Below are 15,661 nucleotides of genomic sequence, written 5' to 3'. Positions count from 1 at the left end.
CTATCCGCGACGGCTTGGCCGCGCCCCTGCGGCTTCCGGCATGGCTTGTGAAAAAAGCGACCGTGAGACGCCTGGTCGGAAAAGCCACCATGGAACCGACATTGCGCCGGGAGCCTCGCCCGTCGCGTTGACCTCTTGGGCCCGTGACGCTACGGGATCAAGGGCTATCGCTTTAGGGGAATCTCGGATGGTGCATTACGCGGACGGACGGCCGATCGGCGATCTGACCTTGCGTACGCTCGCCATGCCGGCCGATGCAAATGCGGCCGGCGACATCTTTGGCGGCTGGGTGATGGCGCAGATGGATCTTGCCTGCGGCATCCGTGCGGCCGAGCGGGCCAAGGGCCGCGTGGTGACGGCGGCGGTCAAGGAAATGTCCTTCGCCAAGGCGATGAAGATCGGCGACACGCTGTGCATCTACACCCATGTCGAGCGCGTCGGCCGCACCTCCATGACGCTCAAGGTCGAGGCCTGGGCGCAACGCTACCTCTCCGACCTGATGGAGAAGGTCACCCACGCCGATTTCGTCATGGTGGCGCTGGATAGCGACGGCAAGCCGAAGCCGATTCCAACCGAAAGTTGACATCGTCGATTCTGCCAAGCTTGCGCTTATGTAACATCCCCCGCGCGGGCGATGCGCTGCGCGACATCCAATGGTTGCCTTCACATCCGATTCTGCGGGCGGCGGAGGGAAGACAATGCGTCAACACATGCTGAACGGCTGGCTCGTGGCGGCCCTCGTCGCGGTGATCTGGCTGCTTGGCACGACCGCTTATACCGAGATCAGGAAAGAGCTTCCAAGCGTTGCCTGCACGCACGACCGGACCGTTGGCAACGAGCGGACTGCCCAGCGGTCTGCAAGGGTAGAGACGTGCGGCGCAGTGTGTTGCAGCAACCCTGCGTCAAAGGCCTGAGGGCCCGTCAGCGGAAGACCTCGTCAGCCTCAAAATGATCATGCGCCGGCGAACGAAACGCTGCAGCTATGTCGCGATGGCGCGACCAACGATGCCAGGGCGGATCCAGTTAAACCCGGGTACGCGTCGTCGACGGCAAAATCCGTAAACTATTGCTGGGCAACGGTTTTCAGGCGTGCACGCCATCGAATCTTTCACGCGCCGCCTGGACCCGCGAGGTGTTCTTCCGCGCCCATTCGCCGAGCGCGCCGACCGGCACCAGCAGCTCATGGCCGAGCTCCGTCAGCTCATAGTCGACGCGTGGCGGGATGGTCGGGAACACGGTTCGGGTGACGAAGCCGTCGCGCTCAAGACCGCGCAAGGTGGTGGTCAGCATCTTCTGCGAAATGCCGCCGACAGCGGCGCGCAACTCATTGAAACGCAGCGGTCCGCCGCCCAGCTTGCCGACGACCAGAACGGTCCATTTGTCGCCGACGCGCTGCAGGATTTCCGAGACGGCGCGGCAGTCTTCGGTGTTGTGCGGGTGCCTCAGTAACATAACGGTGCCTCCTTGCGCTGCCATTTGTCAGTATCTCATATAGCGCCGGTATCCAAACGATACCAGCTTTTGCATATATGGAGAGCCCCATGTCCAAGCCCAAAATCGCCATCGTCGTCGGTTCGACACGCGCCGCGCGTTTCGCCGATGTGCCCGCCCAGTGGATCGCCAAGATCGCGAAATCCCATGCCGACATCGACGTCGAGACCGTCGACCTGCGCGACTGGCCGCTGCCCTTCTTCGACGAGGTCGCCTCGTCCGCCTGGGCGCCGTCGCAGAACGAAGTTGCCCAGCGCTGGCAAAAGAAGGTCGCCGAATTCGACGGCTTCATCTTCACCGCCGCCGAATACAACCATGGCCCGACGGCCGTGCTGAAGAACGCCATCGATTACGCCGCCAATGAATGGAACAAGAAGCCGGCCGGTTTCGTCGGCTATGGCAGCGTCGGCGGCTCGCGCGCTGTCGAACATTTGCGTCTTGCCGCGGTCGAATTGCAGATGGCGCCGGTCAAATCCGCCGTTCACATTGCCTGGAGCGATTTCCTGGCGGTGCGCCAGGGCGAGAAGAAGCTCGAGGAGATCGAGCATCTGAACCAGGCTGCCACGGCGCTGGTCAACGACGTTGCCTGGTGGGCCCGCGTGCTCAAGGCAGCGCGTCAGGCCGACGCGATTGCCGGCGAAGCCCAGGCGGCCTGAGCCTTGTCCTCCCAAGGACCGATGATTTTTCCAAAGGGCGGCGTTTGCGCCGCCCTTTTTCATTCACGTGAAGAGGCGCTCTCGGCTCCCTTGGCCGGATGGTGGAGTCGGACCGGCAAGGTCGCGCTGATGCCTTGACGATCCCGCGCGAAGGATCGCCGCCTGTCACAGCCAACCGCCGGAAAACCCGGCCCGGCGCAGTCCTGTGGTGATGGCCGGCACGCGGCGCATCAATCGCCACAGGAAGTCGGACCGGTAGTTCTCGATCATCAGGGCGATCGGCCCCTGGTTGATGCCGACATGGTCCGGCGATACCCAACCGCAGGCGCGGCCGTCGTCGGCAGCGATCGTCGGGTTGAAGCTCGCGGTGAAGCCGTAAGGGTTGCCGTCGCGCAGGTCCATCTCGTGGAAATGGCGCAGCGCCGGCAGCACGATTTCCGGCGCAAAAGGCAAGGAGGCGATTGCCGCCCATGGCGACAGCGTGCCGTCATCGGGGCCAAACGGTGCGCCGCGGGCGAGATAACCGAAGAAGCGGCGTCCATCGGCTCGCCGCGCGATCGGACCTGGGCCGTCGCTGGCGGTGACGCCCCAGCAATTCTCGCCATAGCCCGCGAACCCCCTCGGATTGCGGATTGCGTAATCGCGCTGCAGATACGTCGCCTGGCGGCTGTTTTCGAAATAGTCCCGGTCGTGATCGCGCATGAAGGCATCGCGGATGTCGCGAAAATCGATCCAGATATGCGAGAACTGGTGGATGAAAAGCGGGCCGGCATAGACCACCTCGCGGCCGTAGATGGTCTTCCATTTGTAAGTGGACAGCCAGGCCGCGTAGCTCTCGGGAGTTAGCGAGTGGGTCGGCGAACCGAGACCCAGGACGTACAGGATCAGCGCCTCGTCAAATCCTTCCCAGCGGTAGCGGAGAAAGCCTTTTCCAGGCCGCCAGCCATGGGTGACGGTGGCGCCGCCGTTCTGCGCCCAGCGCCAGTCGGCACGGCGGTAGAGCGCATCGGCAAGCTGGCGGATTTCCAGTTCGAGCTCATCGTCCTCGTCGAAATAAGCGCCGGCGGCCAGAACACCGGCAAGCAAAAGGGCGGTATCGATCGTGGACAGTTCGCAATTCCAGACGCGGCGGCCGGTCTTCATGTCGAGGAAATGATAGTAGAAACCTTTGTAGCCGGTGGCATCGGGCTCCGGCCCGTGCGGGGCGTTCCAGAAGAAGCGAAGCGTGGCGAGCGTCCGCTCGATTGCGGCATCGCGCGTCATGAAACCGCGCTCGACACCGACGGGATAGGACGACAAAGCGAGCCCGACGGCGGCTATGCTGGCAGGCGACGCCTGCGTGTTGCGGTCGGCGACTAGGCCGTTGGCAGGGTTGGCCTCGTTGAGAAAATACTCGAAGGACAGGCGCTGGATATCTTGGAGAAGCTCGTCGTTTAGCGCGTGTTCGTTCGATGCATCCATGACAATCGATATAGAGGCTTTGGCTGCTTTTGCCATTCGTCCAGCGGATCAATCATGGGTGAGGGCAGGCTGGGGCCGATAGCGAAAGGCGCTGCCGACGCACCGAATTCAAATCGAGGGGCTGCGAAGATCGGTTGGACCGCCATATGCACGGCCCTGCCATCTGGCCTGGCCGTCCTCCCCTGATATATCCGGCTGCGATCCATCACATGAGCATGCCCCGTGAAGTTACCCAGCCCGTCAGGCGTCGTTTCCCCCATGACCCCGGTGCTGGTCTGTGCACTTGCGATCTTCCTTCTGTCCGCCATGGATGCGGCGATGAAAATCCTGGTGATCGCCGTCGGTGTCTACAACACGGTGCTGTGGCGAAGCATGCTTGCGAGCGTGGTCGCGGGCACGGCCTGGGCGGCGGGGCCGCGTTCCCTTCCCACGCCTTCCGTGCTGCGGCTACACGCGCTGCGCGCCGTGGTCGTGGGCATCGTTCTGCTGTCGTTCTTCTGGGGCCTTGCCAGATTGCCGCTGGCGGATGGGATCGGGCTTAGTTTCGTCGCGCCGCTGTTCGCTCTCCTGCTGGCGGCGCTGCTTTTGGGCGAACGCATACAGCGCCAGGCGATCTGGGCGTCGCTGGCGGGCATCGCCGGCGTCGTCATCATCATGGCCGGACAGTTCGGGCAAGGGAACTATACCGGGGATGCCCTGCTTGGCACGGTGGCGGTGCTCGCATCGACGGTGTTCTACGCCTACAATCTGATCCTCTCGCGGCGGCAGGCGCTGGTAGCCAAACCAGTCGAGATCATGCTGTTCCAGAACCTGTGCGTTGCCGCCGTCCTTCTCCCCGCCGCTCCCTGGCTCGCGGTTGCCCTGCCGGGCAATCTCTGGCTTCCACTGGCCGGGGTGACGGGGCTGTCGCTCTCCGGCCAGTTCCTGATGAGCTGGTCCTACGCGCGGGCCGAAGCGCAATATCTAATCCCGACGGAGTATTCCGCCTTCATCTGGGCGATCGTGTTTGGCTGGCTGTTCTTCGACGAGGCGGCGACCTGGACCACGCTGGCTGGAGCGGCCCTGATCGTGGCCAGTTGCCTGATCGCCTCGCGCTCCAATCCGAAGCTTGCCGAACCGATCGAAGCCGCGGTCTGAGGGCGCTATTCGCTTTGACGGCAGAGCGTCAACGCACCACTTCGCGATGGCCGCTGGGCAGCCGGGTGGCGATCAGCTTGTCGATGCGGCGGCCATCGAGGTCGACGACCTCGAAACGCCAGCCTTGCGCGTCGACGCATTCGCCGGTCGCCGGCAGATGGTGCATGTGCGACAGCACATAACCGGCGACGGTCTCGTAGTCGCGGTTTTCCGGCAGGTCGATACCGAGAACGTCAGCCATCTCGTCGGCTTGCATGTATCCCGCGAGCAGCCATGAGCCGTCCTCGCGCTTGACGGCGTTTTCCTCGTCGCCGGCATCAAGGTCGGCGCGGAAGACGCCGGTGATGGCCTCGAGAATGTCGGCAGGTGTGACGATCCCTTCGAAATGGCCGTATTCGTCATGCACCAGCGCCATCGGCACGTCGGATTCCTTCAGCTTCTGCAGCACATCCAGCGCGTCGGCCTGGTCGTAGACGATGGGGGCGGCGCGCACATGCTTGCTCGGATCGAGTGCGCGGCCGGCGAGCAGGGCGGCCAGCACGTCGCGCGTCTGAACAACGCCAACCATGACGTCGACGCCGCCGTCGCCGGCCGGCAGGCGCGAATGCTGGGTCTCCATCAAGAGCTTGCGGATGGCACCCTCATCGGACTGCAAATTGATCCAGTCGACCTCGGTGCGCGGCGTCATCACGGCGCGCACGGCGCGATCGCCGAGCCGCATGACGCCGGCGATCATGCGCCGCTCGTCAGATTCGATGGTGCCGTGGTGCTCGGCCTCGGCGACCAGCATCTTGATCTCTTCGTCGGTGACTTTTTCCTCGCTCTCGCCGCGCTGGCCGAGCAACCACAATATGGCGCGGCCGGAAATGTCGAGCAGGAACACCAGCGGCGCCGAGACGGTGGCGAGGATGGTCATCGCAGGCGCTGCGCGGGCCGCAACACGCTCGGGATCGCGCAGCGCGATCTGCTTGGGCACCAGTTCGCCGACGATCAGCGAGAAATAGGTGATGATCGCAACGACAATGCCGACGCCGAGCGGATCGGCAATGTTTTCGCGCATGCCGGTCGAGGCCAGGTACACCGACAGCCTGTCGCCCAGCGTGGCGCCGGAGAAGGCGCCCGACAGCACGCCGACCAGAGTGATGCCGATCTGCACTGACGACAGGAATTTGCCGGGATTGGAGCCGAGCGTCAGCGCACGCCCGGCGCCATTGACGCCGCGGTCGATCATCGCCTTGAGCCGCGCCGGGCGCGACGACACGATGGCGAGCTCGGACATCGACAGAAGGCCGTTCACACAGATGAGGACGACCACGGTGGCGATTTCGACGTATAGCATCAGGGCTCAATAGCATTGCGGCGGGCCGCAGGAAAATAGTCCGCGATGATTTTTGGAAAATGACAGTGGTTCAGGGGAATTGCCTGAGCACCCCGACAACAGCCTTGCCGTCGGTGAAATAGGGATCGCCGCCGCCGTTGCGTCCGGTCCTGGTGGCGCCGATGCCCGGGATGTCGCTCGCCGAGGTCACCATGCCGGCCGCCGACAGGTCGTGGATCACGAGATCGCGCTCGGCGTCGATGTCAGGGGCGATATGGTGGGTGATGGCGCCGGTATCGTGGCTGAGACCAACGCCGCGGTCGAAGCTGGCCGAGCCCATCCAGAGCGTTCGGCCGTCGTCGCCGGTCGCATCGCTGCGCCAGAAGCGGACATGATGGCGCCGGTCGGCGCTGCCGCCGACCGGCTTTTCGAAGGCGAGATCCTGGGCGCGGCCTTCGAACAGCAGCCGGCTGACCGGGGCGTCAGGATAGGGATGGTCGAACAGCACGCTCTCACCGATTTCGATCGCGGTCTTTAGCGTCACGCCATCGGCCGTATCCCATCCGGCCATGGCGAAGGCATGGACCATCTCTTTTTCGGTACCGACAAGGCCGATATTGATCGGGTCGCCCGGAATGCCTTGCGGCGTGTGTGTCACCATCTCGAAAGTCTGCGTGCGAAAGCCGCGGTCGCGAACCGTCCAGAATTCCGGCGCAGCGACATAGGCGAGGGCCAGCCAGACCGCCAGAAGAGCGGCGAGCCAGGTCAATGCGCGTCGTTGCAGGCTTCGTCGGCTCATGAAAGCGGCTCGATCCGTGCGGTATCTGTGCCTGACGGACCCTGGAAATCAATGGCCAGCGGCGAGCAGCCGTTCTATCGTCGGCCATCGTTTTTGCGGGGGGTGAGCAGCAATGGATAAGAAGCCGGTGGGTCGCAGCTCGATGGCATTGACCGCGGACCTTGTCGCAAGGGTCGAGCGTGTCGAACCGGATCCGGGTCCCGAGCCCGGAACAACCGAGCATACAGACGCGGAGTTCGATAGTCTTGTCGAGCAACTTCTGTCGGAGCATCGGCCTGAAGCGCTATGGGTCTTTGCCTACGGGTCGCTGATCTGGAACCCCGAATTTGCCCATGTCGAGCAGCGCCCGGCCACGGCGCCAGGATGGCACCGCTCGTTTTGCCTGACGCTGACCCGTTGGCGCGGAACCCGTGATTTGCCGGCGCTGATGCTGGCGCTCGATCGAGGCGGCAGCTGCAACGGCATCGTCTATCGGCTGCCCGCGGAAGACCATGTCGGGCAACTTGGCCAGTTGATGCGCCGCGAGATCGATGCCAATCCGCCGACTAACGTGCCATGCTGGATCAAGGTCAAGACCAAGGATGGGCCGTTGCGGGCCTTGGCTTTCGTCGCCGCGCCAGACGGCAGGGCCTATGCCGGCCGGCTGCCATTGGAGCAGGTTGCCGACACGCTGGCGCGGGCTGCCGGGCATTGGGGCTCGTCGGCTCAATACCTGTTCCGAACCGTCAGCAAGTTGGAAGAAAGCGGTATCCGCGACAGGAACCTTTGGCGCATCCAGGATCTGGTGGCCCAGCAAATCATCGCTTCCACCAGGAACGCCAATCCCGACTCATTTCTGAACGGTGAAACGCCTTAGCGGCAGGCGCGGTAGCCGCTTTTGCGGTTCTTGATGTCGAAATGGAAATGGTTGCGGTGATCGTAATTGTAGCCGGGACCGAGCACGGTGGTGAAATACTGGCAGCCGTCGGCGCGCACATTGTTGAGGAAGCCGCGGGTGCGGAAGGCAAACAGGCCGGGCTTGCGCACGTCGATGTCGTCGCCGTTGTTGAGCTCGATGCTCATGACGTCGAGGGCGTTGCCCTTGCCGTGCTCGGACAGGACACCTTCGCCGGCGATGTTGCGGCAGGAATAGCTCGAGCCCTGGTGGATGGTCTTGACGCCCGAGAAATAGCGCCAGCGGGCGGAAGGAACCAGTTCGTTGCTGGTCCAGGCGGCGAAACTTGCGGCCATGTCGCAGGTCAATGTCGCGGCGGGCTTCATCTGGATGCCGCCGATGGCGGAGACCTTGACCGGCCAGTCTATGCCGCACTGTCCCTCATGGATCGGCTGGACATCGGTGTAGACGACGCGAAGCCGCTTCAGCTCGCCACGGCAATCGGTTTCGCTGGCCGGCATCTGCTGCGGCTCCGACTCCGACATCGGCTCGTCCATGTGCGGATAGGCGGCAGTCATATAGGGATTGGACGGGACGAGCTTCTGCATGCCTTCATATTGCGGCACGGCCGCGGTCTGCGAGCCGACATCGACGGCCGGCTGCAGCGACAGCACGCTGCCAGTGTTGCAAGCCGAAACGGCGGCCAGCGCAAGACCGGCGGCCAGTATCGCTGCGCTTTTTGCCTTCGCGGCGCGAAATATTGCGGCCATGGGCGGAATCCTGTCCTTGATCGGTGGGATTTTAACGATCAAGGGTAAAGGAAAACTCAGCGTTCCCGTTCATGCCTGCGGCCGAAATGCGGCAGCCAGACCATCACCGGTGACGATCACTGAAGGGCCATCACTGGCAGAAAGTGCCACCATTCCGGCGCGGTTCGAGATCGAGATGGAAATGCAGGGAATGGTCCGGGTCCGCGCCCGGTCCAAGCACGGTCTTGAACGGTCCGCAGGCGGCCTTGCGCACCGCATTGAGGAATTTGCCGTCCTTCTCGGGCGGCGTTGGACCGACTTCGACCTTTCTGCCATCCGACAACGTGAAGCTGGCAATATCGAGCGCGTTGCCGAAGGCATGTTCCGACAGATGGCGCGTGCCGTTGCGCGGCCGGCAGACAAAGGCCGATGCCTGGTTGATCGATTTCAGGTCGGCTCCGAACTCGGCTTTCGCCGCCGGCTGTATGATTTCGGCGGCAAAGCGGGCTGCCGCCTCGGCCATCGGGCAGTTGAGTTCGGTCGCGGGGCCGATGGCGATGGATTTTCCGAGCGACTTCAGCAGCAGGGGATAGGGGATCGAGCAGCCGATGTCGGGATTGCTTTCCGCCTTATGCTCCTCGAATTCGACACCAAGGGCCGTCAGCCGCTCGCGACAGGCGACTTCCGCCGCCGGCATTTTTTCATCGGGCACATCGGCCGAGCGCGGATCAGGCAGCATCTTCTTGTCGCCGGCATCGGGTTTTTCAGGTGGCTGCGGAGCAACGGCCGGCGGCTGAGCTTCAGGTTCCGGAGTGTCTGGCTTTTGTGTCGGAATCGGCACCGCGGCCGGCGGCTCGGGCTCGCTTTGCTTATCGGTCGACGGCTTCGGGGCTGACGGTCCGGGCCGCGCCTGCTTTTTAAAACGGGACTTTTCTTCGTTGAATCGATCGTCATTGGACCGGTTGGGCGCGCCAAGGGGGTTCGGACCTTCGGCCTTTTGCTTTTCGATCGGTGCCGCGCCGGTCTTCGGCGCCTCTGAAGGACGCGCCTCGGGCAGCGGGACAACGAGCGAGGGCTGCACCGGAACATCGGCGGGCGAGGGCTCTTTATCCGGGGTCTTTTGTTCCACCTGCTTTGGCGTGATGTGCCGCTTTGGACTGGGCTTCTGGCGGTGCTTGCTGCGCGGCTTAGGATGCGAGTCGACCCGCGGTGAAAACAGCTGCTCCAACCGCTGTGACAGCGGCGTGTAATGCTTCTTGCGCTGTTTGGCGTCGGCTTGCGTCAGCAGGGGCGTCAGCAGCAGAGCCGTGACGACCATGACCAGTGCAACCCTGCATGTTCGGGAAAGTACAACAGACCCCATCGTCCTCAACGGCGCGAGCGCCCGGAGGTTGCCTGCGGCCCATCACGAACGGTAACCACGCCGTTACGCGCCAATCGCTTCCAGCCCTTCTTCCAGCCAGTCGGCCAAAAGCGGCATGCCGAGCAGGTATTTCGCCGTGCGCTTGTTGGCGCGGTCGCGCGCGGCGGCAACCGCATCGGACCATTCCGCAGCGTCATAGTCGCCGCGGCCGACCCAGGCCAGCGCGATCAACTCGGCCGCTTCGTCAACGTTGAGGTCGTTGATCAGCTCGCGCAGCTCTTCCTCGGTGAGGTCTTCCGCGCTTTCCTCCGCCAGACCGTCATGGTGGTGATTGGCATGTGATTCACCATCGAGCTCGACCTCATGCTCGGCACCGTCGGCATAGTCTTCGTTGACGGCAGCACTCAGTCCCTTTGCCTTGAGAATGAACAGGCGCACGGTGTCCGGGCCGATCGATAGCTCCCATTCCCGCTCACGGCGCTGTTGCACTCGGCACCCCCGCTGATCATTTCCCGAATGATAGCGGATTTGCAGCGCGCGTCACGTCATGTTCTGATCCTTGGCTCCCGCCTTTGACCGAATTCAAGTTAGGCATGGCGCACAAATAGTTTCGGCGGCTGCGGGTTTCCGGGATGAAAAGTCTGCATCCCGGCGTTAGCTTTTCATTATCGTCATTTTCCCTCAAGCTTGTCATTATCCCCTCAAGGAGGCTTCGATGCATAAAAGAGTGTTGATCCAGGCGGCTGCGGCGGTTGTCGCGCTGCAGTTCTTTGCGGTTCCGGTGTTTGCGGCCGGCGGCGGTGGCGGTGGTACCGAGACCACCACCCAGTGCAAGAAGGGGCAGGTCTGGGACAAGAAAAAGCAGAAATGCGTCGCGCCGAAGTACGGCATGCTGGACGACGACAACATCTATGATGCTGGTCACGACCTGGCCATGGCCGGGCGTTATGATGAGGCAATCGCCGTGCTCAGCCTTGCCGCCAACAAGCAGGATCCGCGCATCCTCAACTATCTCGGCTATTCGCATCGCCATTCCGGCCGTGTCACCGTCGGCCTCGGCTATTACGAGGAAGCGCTCCGCATCAACCCGGACTACACGCTGGTGCGCGAATATCTCGGCGAGGCCCATCTGCAGATCGGCGATCTGGCCGGCGCTCAGGCGCAACTGGCCGAGATCGAGAAGCGGACGGGCAAGGATTCGCGCGAATACGGCATGCTGGCCGAACAGATCTACCATTTCATGAGAAGCTGACCCCACCCCAACGGCTTCTCTGGGCCGGCTGCGAGCAATCGCAGCCGGTTTTTGTTGTCGCAACTGCAACACGCTGCACATGCCGTGACGGCAATTGCGCAAGTCGGCTCATGATTTTTCAAAAAGCCTGCTTTTTGAGCGTGAAAAACGCGCGAGGATCGCTATATTGGGGAAAATTGCGGTGAAACGGTTCCGTTAGCCCGAGGCTGCCGGACCCGTTTTCTTTTTATACCCATCGACAAGGCTTTCCCCGAAATGCGGGGGTGGCGGCAGGAAAGGTCAGGCATCATGAACAAGGTCCCGATGACAGGCGAGGGGTTCGCGTCATTGAAGGAAGAGCTGCGTTGGCGCCAGCAGGAGGAGCGGCCGCGCATCATCGAGGCGATCTCCGAAGCGCGCTCGCATGGCGACCTGTCCGAAAATGCCGAATATCATGCCGCCAAAGAGGCGCAGAGCCTCAATGAGGGCCGTGTCAACGAACTGGAAGACTATATTGCTCGGGCCGAGGTGATCGACGTCACCAAGCTTAGCGGCGACAAGGTCAAGTTCGGCGCCACGGTGGTGCTGGTCGACGAGGACACCGAGGAAAAGAAGACCTACCAGATTGTCGGCGACCAGGAAGCGGATGTGAAATCGGGCCGTATTTCGATCTCCTCGCCGATCGCGCGCGCGCTGATCGGCAAGGAAGTCGGCGACGCCATCGAGGTCAACGCCCCTGGCGGCGCCAGGGGTTACGAGATCGTCCAGGTGCAGTTCATCTAGCACCTCAGATCCTTCTGAAAGGCTCTAGGCTGGTGCTCGTGATTTGAGCGCCAGCTGCTTCTCAGCTTCCGCCACCACCTTCGCCGGCGTTAGGTGCTCCCCCGATGCGGCCAGCAGCGTTGAGGCATACTGCCCGCGCGGGCCGGTCAAACCCGGCTCGGTCGCAAGGAACACCGCGACCGTCGGCAGGCCAAAGGCGCTGGCGAGGTGGGTCAGACCGGTGTCGGCGCCGATAACCAGCGTCGAGCGGCCAAGGATCGCGGCAATGTCTGCCAGCGGCGATCTCGGCACCACGATCGTTGACGGCACGGCTTTTGCGATCGCATTGGCCACCGCCTTCTCACGCTCGTTCGACCAGGTGGTGACCGGCGTCATTCCGCTACCAACCAGCAGGCGAGCCGTTTCGATCCAGTCTTCGGCGGGCCATTTCTTGTCCTCGCGGCTGGTGCCGTGCAGCAGGAAGGCCGTCTTGCCGTCAATGCCGGCCAGGCCGCCGGGAGGCGGCACAATCCCGGATGCGAGCGCCGAAAGATCGGGCTCGTAGCCCAGCGCCAGCCCGAACAGCCGGCGCGTGCGTTCGATGGCGTGCAGGTTGCGCGGCACGGCGTATTTGCGCTGGTAAAACAACGTTGCCGAGGGCTCCCGCGCGCTTGCGCGGTCGAAACCTGCGATTGGTGCCGCTGCCTGTTTCGCCACCAGGGCCGATTTCAGCAGCCCCTGCGCATCGATGACGAGGTCGTACTCGCCTGCTTGCAGAGCGCGGCGCAAGCTTGTCGCCTCCCGCCATGTGCCGGCGTTGAACAGATGCTTGCGCCAGCGCCGGATGGCGACGGTATGGATCTTTGCTATCGCCGGATGCAGCGCGACGATGCCGGCAAAGGCCTCTTCGACGCACCAGTCGAAGGCGATATCGGGGCGCTTGCGGCGTGCATCTTCGACGGCGGGGAAGGTGTGGATGACGTCGCCCATCGAGGAGGTCTTGACGATCAACACCTTCATGCGGCGGCCGGGAGTTCCAGCAACCTGTCCGCCGCCGCTGCCACTCGGGCAACGTCCAGCGTCTTCAGGCAGTTGAGGTGGCCGAGCGGGCAGATCTTCCGGTGGCAGGGCGAACAGGACAGATGCAACCAGATCAGTTCGCGCTGTTCAGCCAACGGCGGCGTGTTTTCCGGCGAGGTCGAACCGTAGACGGCAACGACCGGCGTGCCGACGGCGGCCGCGACATGCATCAGCCCGCTGTCGTTGGACACCGCCAGCCTGGCCGCGGCGATCAGGTCGATGGCGTCCTCCAGTCGCGTCTTTCCTGCCAGATCGACGACACCGGGCGCGAGTGCTGCGATCTCGGCAGTGACGTCGCGATCGTTCTTCGAGCCGAACAACGCGACCTCGAATCCTTTCGCCATCATCTCTCCGGCGAGGCCGGCATAGCTTTCGCTAGGCCAGCGTTTGGCCGGACCGAATTCGGCGCCGGGCATCATGGCGACGAATTTTCCCGGCTGCAGGTCGAAGCGGGCGAGCAACTCTTTCTGATTGCCGCCATCGACGGTCAGGTGCGGCGCCCGGAAATGGCCACCCTGGGCAAGACCGAAATAGGCCTGCGCGGTGAGCCGTTTGACGGCATCGGGCAGCGGCACGATGTCGGTCAGCAGGCCGTAGCGCATTTCCCGGAGATTGCCGAAACGGCGCGGAATGCGGGCAAAGAACGGGATCAGCGCCGATTTCCAACTGCCCGGCAGGACGTAGGCCATATCGTAGCGGCCGCGCAGCAGGCGGCCGAAGCGGCGGCGAATGATGAATTCGAGCGCGCCGGGTTGCAGCGGGAAATCGATCTGCTGGCGAATCTCGGGCATGCGCTTGACCAGCGGGGCCGCCCAGGCCGGGGCAAGCACGTCGATGGCGGCGTTGGGATGGAGCTCCTTCAACGCCGAGAACAGGCACTGAGCCATGACCATATCGCCCACCCAGCGTGGGCCGATCACGAGGATCGTTGGGCTTTCAGCCATTCGACATAGTCTCTGACGCCGGTTTCCACGCTGCGGAATTGCCCATTATAGCCGGCTGCACGCAAACGGGACATATCAGCCTGGGTAAAACTCTGGTAGCTGCCCTTGAGGTGATCGGGGAATTCAATGAACTCGATCTCGCCCTTGCCCAGCGTATCGATCACGGTCTCGGCAATGGCGCGGAACGGCTGGGCGCGGCCGGTGCCGCAGTTGAAGATGCCGCTCGAGCCGCGCTTCCACAGCCACAGATTGACGTCGGCGACATCGCCGACATGAATGAAGTCGCGGCTTTGTTCGCCGGGGCCGAAGCCGTCATGGGCGCCGAACAGCTTTGGGTTTTCGCCGCGCCCGACCTGATTGAACAGATGGAAGGCGACCGAGGCCATGGCGCCCTTGTGCGCCTCGCGCGGGCCATAGACGTTGAAGTAGCGCAGGCCGGCGACCTGCGAATGATCGGTGTCGAACACGGTGCGCCTGACATAGTCGTCGAATAGTTTCTTCGAATAGGCGTAGACGTTGAGCGGCCGCTCAAGTGCGGGGTCCTCGCGAAACTCCGAACCGCCGCCGTAGACGGAAGCCGAGGAGGCATAGAGGAACGGTATGCGCAGCGAAAGACAGCCATGCAGCAAGCGCTTTGAGAAGGCGTAGTTCACGTCCATCATGAACTTGCCGTTCCATTCCGTGGTGGTCGAGCAGGCGCCCTGGTGGAAGACGGCCTCGACGCGGCCTAGGTCGCCGGCTTCCAAGGTGGCCAAGAATTCGTCCTTGTCGAGATAGTCGGCTATCTGCAAATCGGCCAGGTTGGCGATCTTGTGGCCGTCGGTGAGGTCGTCGACGACGAGGATGTCATCATGGCCTTCGGCATTGAGTGCGGCGACGATGTTGGAGCCGATCATGCCGGCCCCGCCCGTGACGATGATCATGAAGGCCTCTGGTTGCTTGCGATTCCGGTCCTTATAAGGGAGGCCAAGCGTACTGTCGATGAAGCACCACGACGCCACAGTGAGACCGCGAAGCGGCCCGCTTTATTCGAGGCCCGCAAGCTAGGGGACAAAAAATGCCGTCGACCGAACTGCTCATTGCGTTTTTCGCCACCACGGCGATCTTTGCCTATATTCCAGGACCGGCGATGCTCTATGCCGCCGCGCAGACCATGGCGCGCGGGCGCTGGTCGGGGCTGACGGCGGCACTTGGCATCCATCTTGGCGGTTATTTCCATGTCTTTGCGGCTGCCGCCGGGCTGTCGGTGCTCTTCCATGCGGTGCCGCCGCTCTACATGGCGGTCAAGCTCATCGGCGCGCTCTATCTGATCTGGCTTGGCGTGTCCTTGTTCCGCAAGCGCGGGGACGGTGACACGGCGCTGCCGGCGATCGAGCGCAAATCGGCGCGCCGGGCATTTTTCGAGAGCATCACCGTCGAAGTGCTCAATCCGAAGACGGCGATCTTCTTCATGGCGTTCCTGCCACAGTTCATCGATGCCTCGGCGGGGTTCCCGGTGTGGCTGCAATTCGTCGTGCTGGGCACCATCGTCAATTTAATGTTCTCTTCGGCAGATATTGTCTGCGTGTTGCTGGCAGGCATGGTGATCGCCCGGCTGAAGCGCTCCAGCCGTGCGCAGCGCATCATGCAGCGGGCGGGCGGGGCGGTGCTGGTCGGACTGGGCGTCCACGTCGCGTTGCAGAAGAGCTGACGGCCGCCCTGACGTTGCGCTGCGCGGATTTGCGGTATATCGGCTTCGCCATGAACGATCCGGCCCGTAAATTGACAATTTTCAGCGTGATTGAGGTCGGCCTTTC

General features: G+C 63.1%; 17 protein-coding genes. 7 read left to right on the top strand and 10 right to left on the bottom strand.

Annotation, left to right across the window (positions count from 1 at the left end; genetic code table 11):
- Positions 1-187: 187 nt before the first annotated feature.
- The gene (locus tag AC3CCE_RS04215; RefSeq protein ID WP_023671995.1) at positions 188-583 is read left to right on the top strand and encodes an acyl-CoA thioesterase; all 396 of its coding nucleotides are present in this window, start codon (positions 188-190) and stop codon (positions 581-583) included.
- Positions 584-1,083: 500 nt separating this feature from the next.
- Here AC3CCE_RS04215 and AC3CCE_RS04210 read toward each other — a convergent pair whose 3' ends face one another.
- On the bottom strand, positions 1,084-1,452 hold the full coding sequence (locus tag AC3CCE_RS04210; protein WP_023683744.1) for a winged helix-turn-helix transcriptional regulator: 369 nt from the start codon (positions 1,450-1,452) through the stop codon (positions 1,084-1,086).
- A gap of 89 nt (positions 1,453-1,541) precedes the next feature.
- Here AC3CCE_RS04210 and AC3CCE_RS04205 point away from each other — a divergent pair, with 89 nt between their 5' ends.
- Entirely contained in the window at positions 1,542-2,147 is a 606-nt protein-coding gene (locus tag AC3CCE_RS04205; RefSeq protein WP_023671992.1) for an NADPH-dependent FMN reductase, read from the top strand.
- A 165-nt stretch (positions 2,148-2,312) separates the two neighbouring features.
- Here AC3CCE_RS04205 and AC3CCE_RS04200 read toward each other — a convergent pair whose 3' ends face one another.
- Positions 2,313-3,608 carry a glucoamylase family protein gene (locus AC3CCE_RS04200; protein ID WP_023733329.1) on the bottom strand — a complete coding sequence of 432 codons (1,296 nt, stop codon included), beginning with the start codon at positions 3,606-3,608 and terminating at the stop codon, positions 2,313-2,315.
- Between the two features lie 258 nt (positions 3,609-3,866).
- Between AC3CCE_RS04200 and AC3CCE_RS04195 the strand changes: the two genes are divergently transcribed.
- Entirely contained in the window at positions 3,867-4,745 is an 879-nt protein-coding gene (locus tag AC3CCE_RS04195) for a DMT family transporter (protein WP_352626110.1), read from the top strand.
- 28 nt (positions 4,746-4,773) lie between these two features.
- On the opposite strand, the gene AC3CCE_RS04190 is transcribed toward AC3CCE_RS04195, so the two are convergent.
- Positions 4,774-6,084: a hemolysin family protein gene (locus tag AC3CCE_RS04190; protein WP_023728213.1), complete on the bottom strand. Its 1,311-nt coding sequence runs from the start codon at positions 6,082-6,084 to the stop codon at positions 4,774-4,776.
- Positions 6,085-6,154: 70 nt separating this feature from the next.
- A complete protein-coding gene (locus AC3CCE_RS04185; RefSeq protein ID WP_023728212.1) occupies positions 6,155-6,862 on the bottom strand; it encodes an LssY C-terminal domain-containing protein in 708 nt (235 codons plus the stop codon).
- Positions 6,863-6,974: 112 nt separating this feature from the next.
- On the opposite strand from AC3CCE_RS04185, the gene AC3CCE_RS04180 reads away from it, so the two are divergent.
- Positions 6,975-7,718, top strand: coding sequence for a gamma-glutamylcyclotransferase (locus AC3CCE_RS04180; RefSeq protein ID WP_023821585.1), 744 nt, complete (start codon positions 6,975-6,977; stop codon positions 7,716-7,718).
- Here the strand turns inward: AC3CCE_RS04180 and AC3CCE_RS04175 are convergent.
- From AC3CCE_RS04175 to AC3CCE_RS04165, 3 genes are all read right to left on the bottom strand, one after another.
- Entirely contained in the window at positions 7,715-8,506 is a 792-nt protein-coding gene (locus AC3CCE_RS04175; RefSeq protein WP_023695766.1) for an extensin-like domain-containing protein, read from the bottom strand. The two genes, AC3CCE_RS04180 and AC3CCE_RS04175, sit on opposite strands and share 4 nt — an antisense overlap.
- Positions 8,507-8,636: 130 nt before the next feature.
- Entirely contained in the window at positions 8,637-9,713 is a 1,077-nt protein-coding gene (locus AC3CCE_RS04170; protein WP_352626149.1) for an extensin-like domain-containing protein, read from the bottom strand.
- Between the two features lie 198 nt (positions 9,714-9,911).
- Positions 9,912-10,337 carry a DUF3775 domain-containing protein gene (locus AC3CCE_RS04165; RefSeq protein WP_023683751.1) on the bottom strand — a complete coding sequence of 142 codons (426 nt, stop codon included), beginning with the start codon at positions 10,335-10,337 and terminating at the stop codon, positions 9,912-9,914.
- A gap of 226 nt (positions 10,338-10,563) precedes the next feature.
- On the opposite strand from AC3CCE_RS04165, the gene AC3CCE_RS04160 reads away from it, so the two are divergent.
- Complete coding sequence (locus AC3CCE_RS04160; RefSeq protein WP_023689712.1) at positions 10,564-11,100, top strand: tetratricopeptide repeat protein; 537 nt, start codon at positions 10,564-10,566, stop codon at positions 11,098-11,100.
- Between the two features lie 288 nt (positions 11,101-11,388).
- Positions 11,389-11,862 carry a transcription elongation factor GreA gene (gene greA / locus AC3CCE_RS04155; protein ID WP_023671981.1) on the top strand — a complete coding sequence of 158 codons (474 nt, stop codon included), beginning with the start codon at positions 11,389-11,391 and terminating at the stop codon, positions 11,860-11,862.
- A 24-nt stretch (positions 11,863-11,886) separates the two neighbouring features.
- On the opposite strand, the gene waaC is transcribed toward greA, so the two are convergent.
- The 3 genes from waaC to rfaD are packed head-to-tail and all read right to left on the bottom strand — an operon-like array spanning position 11,887 to position 14,788.
- Entirely contained in the window at positions 11,887-12,861 is a 975-nt protein-coding gene (gene waaC / locus AC3CCE_RS04150) for a lipopolysaccharide heptosyltransferase I (RefSeq protein ID WP_352461932.1), read from the bottom strand.
- Positions 12,858-13,865, bottom strand: a complete 1,008-nt coding sequence (gene waaF, locus AC3CCE_RS04145) for a lipopolysaccharide heptosyltransferase II (protein WP_023821652.1) — start codon at positions 13,863-13,865, stop codon at positions 12,858-12,860. Before waaF ends, waaC begins: the two co-directional genes overlap by 4 nt.
- The gene (gene rfaD / locus AC3CCE_RS04140; RefSeq protein ID WP_023691545.1) at positions 13,838-14,788 is read right to left on the bottom strand and encodes an ADP-glyceromanno-heptose 6-epimerase; all 951 of its coding nucleotides are present in this window, start codon (positions 14,786-14,788) and stop codon (positions 13,838-13,840) included. Before rfaD ends, waaF begins: the two co-directional genes overlap by 28 nt.
- Before the next feature lie 134 nt (positions 14,789-14,922).
- Here rfaD and AC3CCE_RS04135 point away from each other — a divergent pair, with 134 nt between their 5' ends.
- Positions 14,923-15,555: a LysE family translocator gene (locus AC3CCE_RS04135; protein WP_023671977.1), complete on the top strand. Its 633-nt coding sequence runs from the start codon at positions 14,923-14,925 to the stop codon at positions 15,553-15,555.
- Positions 15,556-15,661: the final 106 nt, after the last annotated feature.

The sequence above is a fragment of the Mesorhizobium sp. P160187 genome (genome assembly GCF_057766425.1).
Note: the sequence above shows the minus strand (reverse complement) of the source record. Positions and strands in the feature narration are given on the sequence as shown.